Origin of the sequence: Stenotrophomonas sp. HMWF003 (assembly GCF_003061285.1) — a bacterium.
Classification (GTDB): Bacteria; Pseudomonadota; Gammaproteobacteria; order Xanthomonadales; family Xanthomonadaceae; genus Stenotrophomonas; species Stenotrophomonas maltophilia_AP.
The window spans coordinates 7,036-13,349 of record NZ_QAIW01000310.1; the positions used below are offsets into that span (position 1 = coordinate 7,036).

Genomic DNA, 6,314 nt, shown 5'->3' on the forward strand with positions numbered 1-6,314 from the left:
CAGTGCAGGCAAAAGGAAGGCCATGGAATGTCCCGTTGGCAGTACAGAAGGCCGGCGCATGCTACCGCGCCGGCGGATACGCTGCCCATATCCCGGCCATTCGCCCGGTCCGGCACAGGACGGCGCCCTGCAACCGGCCTATCCTTGAGGACCCCTCACCTACGGGCCAGGGACCCTGCGGCGCCCGGGTGCGCACGCGTGGTGCCGTCTACCGTACTTCGCTTCCGATACCGTCCATGACTTCGCCTTCCCCCGCGCAACCGCCGCTTCCCGTCGCCGCCAGCGCCACCGCGCCCCACCAGGGCTTTGCGGTCCATATCGTCGGCGCGGCGGCCTTCGCGCACCTGCTCAACGACATGATCCAGGCGGTGCTGCCAGCGGTGTACCCGATGTTCAAGAGCGAGTTCCAGCTCAGCTTCGGCCAGATCGGCGTGATCGCGCTGGTCTACCAGATCACCGCGTCGCTGCTGCAGCCCTGGATCGGGATGTACACCGATAAGCGCCCGCTGCCCTACCTGTTGCCGTGCGGCATGATCGCCACGTTCATCGGCATCGCGATGATGGCCCTGGCCGGTAGTTATCCCATGCTGCTGGTCGCGGCCGCAGTGGTCGGGGTGGGCTCGGCTACCTTCCACCCGGAAGCGTCGCGCGTGGCGCGGATGGCCTCCGGCGGGCGCTTCGGCACCGCCCAGTCAACCTTCCAGGTGGGCGGCAATACCGGCTCGGCGATCGGCCCGCTGCTGGCGGCCGCGGTGGTAATTCCGTATGGGCAGCGCTCCATTGCGTGGTTCATGCTGGCTGCCGCGTTGGCCGTTGGCGTGCTGTTCCTGCTCACCGGGTGGACCATCCGCCATGGGCAGGCAAAGATGAGCAGCCTGGCGCGCAGCACCGGGGTCGGGCTCGGGCGCGGCAAGGTGATCCAGGCCATCGCGGTCATCGCGGTGTTGATGTTCGCCAAGTTCGTCTACATCGCCTCCTTCACCAACTACTTCACCTTCTACCTGATCGAGCGCTTCCAGCTGAGCGTGCAGCAGAGCCAGATGTACCTCTTCATCTTCCTGGCCTCGATCGCGCTGGGCACCTTCATCGGCGGACCGGTGGGCGACCGGATCGGGCGCAAGGCGGTGATCTGGATTTCCTTCCTGGGCGTGGCCCCGTTCGCGCTTGCCCTGCCCTACGCCAACCTGATGGGCACCGCAGTGCTGGCCGTGGCCATTGGTCTGGTGATGTCCTCGGCCTTCGCCGCGCTGGTGGTGTACGCGCAGGAAGCCGTGCCGGGCCGCGTGGGCATGGTGTCGGGCCTCATGTTCGGCCTGATGTTCGGCATCGGCGGCCTCGGCGCCGCCGGCCTGGGCAAGCTGGCCGACGTGCACGGCATCGTGTGGATCTACCACTTCACTTCGTACCTGCCGCTGCTGGGGCTGGCCACGGCCTTCCTGCCCAGGACCCGCGCGCGGTGAGCGACGCGTGCGGCGAGCTGCGCTACACGATTACGGCCGCGCACACCCGTCGCTGGGTGGATGAGGCACTGGAAGGCGAGATGCGTCGCGACGATGCGCTGGCCGAGCGTCTTGGCGGTATGCAGCAGCGGGCGGTCCTGCCGATGCTGGTGTTGGTGCCGGCGTGCGGCGCGGGTTGGCTGCTGATCCATCGTGGCGCCACCCTCGAAACGGGGATCACGCTTGCGCTGGCGGCGCTGCTGCTTGTACCGGCGTGGCACCTTGCTCGCCCGTTCGCGACGCGCCTGCGCAACACGATGGCGCGACAGCAGGCGCACGGCACAGCAAGCGGCCGCCCGCTCAACCGCGCTTTGGCCCGACTCACCCTGACCCTCCGCTTCAAGCCGCTGCAGGGCGAGTACCGGGTGCAGTTCGATGCGCAGGGCATGCAGGTAGTGCGGGCAGGACAACGGCCCGCGTCCCTGCGCTGGGACGAGGTCGTGCATGTGCGGGAAACGGATGCGTTCCTGGTCGTGGCCTGCGCCACGCTGCATCGCCGCGGGCAGGCGTACTGGATCCCGAAGCACACCGAAGCGATGGACCCGGTGGCTTACCGCCAACGCATGGACGGCTTGCTGCGCCATTGCAGGGCAGCCCCGGCAATGGCCTGACCCATCCGCAGCTACCGGGCGGGCCGAGCCACGGCGCCCTGCACGTTACGTCGTTCCGGTGGCCGCCACCAAGGCAGCAAGATCCGCATCCGCACGCGGGCGTACCACCCGCGCTACCTCCCGCCCGTCATGCAGCAACACGAGCGTCGGCCACAGCCGCACCTGGAACGACCGGCCCAGCGGTCGCCCCTTGCCGTCTTCGATCTTGAGGTGGGAAATGTCCCTAGACGCCAGCCAGTCCTTCACGGGGGCCTGCGCGGCACTGCAGTGCGGGCACCACGGCGCGCCGAATTCCAGCAGTTGCCAGCCGGGAGCCGCGTCGATTGCGGCCCGGCTGGGTTCCTGCGCGGCATAGGCGCGCGTGTAACTCATCGCGGGGACTCAAGCGCCCGCTGGATGTCTTCAAGCGGTGCGTTGGTGAGGTCCTTGGCAATATCGGTCAGCAGGCGGGCCTGGACTTCCTTGTGCAGCTGCGGGCGGATGCGCCCCAGGGTCTGCGGGTCGGCGATCAGCACCAGGTGCGCATAGCGGTTGTTGAGGGCGTCTTCGTTCAACTGTCCGGCAAGCTGCTTGGCGAAGGTGGCTTCGTTCATCTGCGCGATGCTGGTGTCCTGCGGCATCGAGCCGGACGGACCCTGCCCCGAAACACCCTGTGCGCTGATGTCCTGCAGTTTCAGCGCGTCCTGCTGCTTGAGCTGCAGGGTATGGCCGCTGCCGATGTTGGTGAACACACGGGCCGAACCGCCGTCTGCGACGACAATCAAGGTGCCTTCCGGGATCTGCTGCTGCATGGTGAACTCCTGTGGAAAAACGGGTGCCAGTGCACCCACGTCCACCGTAGGCGGCCAGGTGTAAGGACCGCGCATACGAATGTGTTCGCGATGTGTGCAGCGCACACCGTGCGCAGGGGTCAGGGCGCGCTGCCGTGCAGCTCCATCGCACGCATCACGATCGGTTTGGCCCAATCCGGGGTGTGCAGCAACTGCGCCACCGATTCCGGGTAGTGCAGGCCCTTGCGGTCCAGGTGCAGCAGGGGCAACGGATCGGCCTGCCCCTGCGCGTCCAGCGGTGCGCTGTTGTCGTAGACCTGCAGTTCGGCCAGATGGGGCAGCAGCGCCAACAGGTTTTCACGCGATGCGTCGTAGCGGGCGTGAATCTTGTCCTGGGGAATGTCGTGGCCACCCTTGGCGACGCGCGCGGCCACCCGTTCGATATGCAGCTGCACGCTGTCCAGGCCGCAGAACCAGATCGCCACGTCGTGGGTTTCGCACGCCGCGCGCAGCAGCCGCGCGATGGTGTTGCCGCCCAAGGTGGTTTCAAAGGCGAAATCGCTGCCTTCGGCCAGGGCGGTGCGCAGCCGCCGCGCGCCTTCGTGCCAGGCGGCGGAGTTGGCCTCGTCGGCCGCCCAGCCCGCCTGGACCAGCGCGCGGGTGAAGGAATCGGGATTGAACCAGGTCAGGCCATCGGCCTCCAGCCAGGTTCCCAGCAGCGAACTCTTGCCGGCGCCATTGACGCCGGCAAGCACCAGAATCCGCCCCATCGGTCAGAGCGACGTGCCGGGGGTGATCCTGCCGCGCCGGATCGGCTGGCCCAGCACCTTGCCCAGCCCGCCGTCGCGGTTGAGGCTGGCCAACTGCACGTCGAACTGCGCGCGCAGCCGTTCCAGCTCGCCGCCGCGCTCATCGGCATCGGCTTCGGCGGCCTTGGCCAGCAGCTCCTGGTAGGCCTTGATATCCACGATCACCGCTTCAGGGTGGTTGTGGTTGGTGATCACCAAGGCCTGTTTTTCACGCACGGTGCGCATCAGGCTTGGCCAGCCGCGGGTCTTCACCGACGATGCAGTGGCCTTTTCAAGGCCGGGCAGGTCCAGGGGCAGGGTCATGGCAGGCTCCAGCGCGGGGTATGTGCGCATCATACGCCTTTTGGCCAAATTGGACATAAATCCCATTTTGTCCCATCCGACCCGTCCCCCGCCGGGACAGCCCCTGCATGACAAGGGCTGGACGCGTCCCCGCCAAGGCTCAGCGCGACATCGAGTACGGCGCCTGGGCCCCCTCCCCCGGCCAGGCCTTGTTCGGCTCGGCCTGCAGGGTGAAGCGCAGCTCGCCGCCGGCCAGGATCTCGGCATGGCGCAGGAACGTGCGCTGCAACGGCTGTCCGTTGAGGGTAACCGAGCCTACGTACTGATGGCCCTTGCCCATTCCCTCGGTGACGATGCTGAAGCGCTTGCCGTTGGGCAGGTTCAGCGTCGCCTTGGGCAGGAACGGACGGCCGATGATGTATTCGCCACTGCCCGGCGCCACCGGGTAGAAGCCCAGCGCGGTGAACACATACCAGGCCGACATCTGGCCCAGGTCGTCATTGCCGGCCAGGCCATCGGGACGGTCGGCGTACTGGGTGTCCATGATCTGCTTCAGCCGCGCCTGGGTGCGCCACGGCTGCCCGGCATGGGCGTACAGGTAGGCCACGTGATGGCTGGGCTCGTTGCCGTGCGCATACCAGCCGATCAGGCCGGTGATGTCTTCCATGTGCTCGAAGATCGACGGATCGACCTTGGCCTCGAATACCTGGTCCAAGCGAGCCAGCAGTTTCTCGCTGCCACCGTGTGCGGCGGCCAGCCCGGCCACGTCCTGCGGCACATACCAGGAATACTGCCAGGCATTGCCTTCGGTGTAGTCGGTGCCGTAGCCACTGGCCGACGGATCGAACGGGGTGCGGAAGCTGCCGTCGCGCTTGCGCGCGCGCATGAAGCCGGTCTCGGCGTCGAACGCGTGGCGCCAGTTGCCGGCGCGGCCGTCGAAGGTGGCCTGCACGTCCTTGCGCCCCATGGCCTCGGCCATGCGTGCGATGGTCCAGTCGTCGAAGGCGTATTCCAGCGTCTTGCTGGCCGCCTCGCCCTCTTCATCGATCGGCACCCAGCCCAGTTCGCGGTACTGCGCGATGCCGTCGTACGGGCCATAGTTGGCGGTCGCCACCATGGCCTCCAGCGCCTTGTCGGCATCAAAACCGCGGATGCCCTTGACGTAGGCATCGGCGATCACCGGCACCGCGTGGTAGCCGATCATGCACCAGGTTTCCTGGCCGTGGAACGCCCACACCGGCAGCATGCCGTACGCACTGTGCTGCTGGTGGGCAATCAGCGAGTTGATGAAATCGCTGTTGCGCTTTTCCGGCTGCACCAGGGTGAGCAGGGGATGCAGCGCACGGTAGGTGTCCCACAGCGAGAACGTGGAGTAGTTCGTGTAACGCTCGGCGCGGTGCACCGCGTTGTCCGACCCGCGGTACTGGCCATCGGCATCCATGAACAGGGTTGGGCCCAGCATGCTGTGGTACAGCGCGGTGTAGGCGCTGCGCAGGTCATGCGCGGGCGCCTCGATCTCCACGGCGGACAACGCCTGGCGCCACTGCTGCTTCGCCTCGGCACGGACGCGGTCGAAGTTCTGGTCTTTCGCTTCGGCGTCCAGGTTGGCGATCGCGCCCTGCTCGCTCACCGACGAGATGGCCACACTGACCACCAGCGGCGCATCCAGCGTGCCGAAATCGAACGTGCCCACCAGTTGCCGCCCTTCGATCTGCGGGCGCTGCGTGTGGTCGTTCTGGCCCGGCGGCGGGAAGCCCTTGTAGGCAATGTCGGTTTCGGTGTTGTGCAATGCGTGGCCGGTGAGCGGGCGCGAGAAACGCATCGCGAAGTACAGCTGACGACCCGGCGCCCAGCCGCGGGTTTCGCGGAAGCCGGTGACCGTGCCATCGGGCTGCAGGCGTAGCCGCGACCACAGGATCTTGCCCGGGTAGTCGTACAGGCTGGTGCGCAGATCCAGCAGCACCCGCGCCTTCTCGCCCTTCGGATAGGTGTAGCGGTGCACGCCGGTGCGGGCGCTGGCGGTGAGCTCGGCACGGACCTTGTAGTCGTCCAGCGTTACCGCGTAATAGCCCGGCTCGGCCTTCTCGTTGTCGTGGTGGAACCGCGAGGCATAGCCACTCTTCGGCTTGTCCGGGTCGCCGCGCTCCAGCCCGGGATCACCGGTGAACGGCATCACCAGCACGTCGCCCAGGTCCGAATGCCCGCTGCCGGAGAAATGCGTATGCGAGAAGCCGACGATGCTGCTGTCGTCATGGCGGTACCCGGCGGCCCAGCCGTAGGCCTTTTCGCGCGGCTGGATGCGGGTGTCCGGACTGAGCTGGACCATGCCGAACGGCACCGTGG

Annotated in this window: 7 protein-coding genes; 2 read left to right on the forward strand and 5 right to left on the reverse strand. The window is 67.2% G+C overall.

Going from position 1 to position 6,314, the window contains the following annotated elements; genetic code table 11:
- Positions 1-236: 236 nt before the first annotated feature.
- Together DBR34_RS12665 and DBR34_RS12670 are read left to right on the forward strand one after the other, a co-directional pair.
- Positions 237-1,460, forward strand: coding sequence for an MFS transporter (locus tag DBR34_RS12665; RefSeq protein ID WP_128097055.1), 1,224 nt, complete (start codon positions 237-239; stop codon positions 1,458-1,460).
- Positions 1,457-2,110: a YcxB family protein gene (locus DBR34_RS12670; protein ID WP_128097056.1), complete on the forward strand. Its 654-nt coding sequence runs from the start codon at positions 1,457-1,459 to the stop codon at positions 2,108-2,110. Before DBR34_RS12665 ends, DBR34_RS12670 begins: the two co-directional genes overlap by 4 nt.
- A gap of 45 nt (positions 2,111-2,155) precedes the next feature.
- Here the strand turns inward: DBR34_RS12670 and DBR34_RS12675 are convergent, their stop codons facing one another.
- From DBR34_RS12675 to DBR34_RS12695, 5 genes are all read right to left on the reverse strand, one after another.
- Positions 2,156-2,482: a thioredoxin family protein gene (locus tag DBR34_RS12675; protein ID WP_128097057.1), complete on the reverse strand. Its 327-nt coding sequence runs from the start codon at positions 2,480-2,482 to the stop codon at positions 2,156-2,158.
- Positions 2,479-2,901 carry a host attachment family protein gene (locus DBR34_RS12680; RefSeq protein ID WP_038692204.1) on the reverse strand — a complete coding sequence of 141 codons (423 nt, stop codon included), beginning with the start codon at positions 2,899-2,901 and terminating at the stop codon, positions 2,479-2,481. The genes DBR34_RS12675 and DBR34_RS12680 overlap by 4 nt, the downstream gene beginning before the upstream one ends.
- Positions 2,902-3,020: 119 nt before the next feature.
- Positions 3,021-3,650, reverse strand: a complete 630-nt coding sequence (locus DBR34_RS12685; protein ID WP_128097058.1) for a hypothetical protein — start codon at positions 3,648-3,650, stop codon at positions 3,021-3,023.
- Positions 3,651-3,653: 3 nt separating this feature from the next.
- Positions 3,654-3,992, reverse strand: coding sequence for a type II toxin-antitoxin system prevent-host-death family antitoxin (locus tag DBR34_RS12690; protein ID WP_128097059.1), 339 nt, complete (start codon positions 3,990-3,992; stop codon positions 3,654-3,656).
- 139 nt (positions 3,993-4,131) lie between these two features.
- Positions 4,132-6,314, reverse strand: a 2,183-nt coding sequence (locus tag DBR34_RS12695) for a GH92 family glycosyl hydrolase (protein ID WP_146186835.1), incomplete at its 5' end; no start/stop codon positions are given.